Source organism: Haloferax sp. KTX1 (assembly GCF_902410085.1).
In the GTDB taxonomy this organism is placed as follows: domain Archaea; phylum Halobacteriota; class Halobacteria; order Halobacteriales; family Haloferacaceae; genus Haloferax; species Haloferax massiliensis.
In genome coordinates this window covers 1-381 of sequence record NZ_CABPRH010000373.1, presented here as the reverse complement: position 1 = coordinate 381, position 381 = coordinate 1, and the positions used below count along the sequence as shown (strand labels likewise).

The following is a 381-nucleotide window of genomic DNA, read 5'->3' as shown; positions in this document are numbered from 1 at the left end:
CTTCGAGATGGACGAGGGGTACTGTGTCTACTTCGCGACGACGATGGTGACGATGCTCCGGACACAAGGCATTCCAGCGCGCATGACCGTCGGCTACACGTCCGGCCAGCGAATCGACGAGAACCAGTGGGTTGTGCGCGGGCTCAACTCCCACGCCTGGGTCGAGGTGTACTTCCCCGACCAGGGCTGGGTGCAGTTCGACCCGACGCCGTCCGGGCCGCGCGAGGCGGTCAGGCAGCAGCGTATCGAGGAGGCGAGTTCGGACGATTCGTCACCCACTGTCGGCGACGACACCCCGGTCGAACAGTACACGCCATCCGACACGTCGACACCCGCCCCGCTGACCGAGACCGACGAAACCGAGGCCGAGCCGACTGAGAC

1 protein-coding gene is annotated in these 381 nt (G+C 65.9%); it reads left to right on the top strand.

What is annotated here, in order from left to right:
- On the top strand, window positions 1–381 hold a 381-nt coding region (locus tag FY251_RS24200; RefSeq protein WP_148417044.1), incomplete at both ends, for a transglutaminase-like domain-containing protein.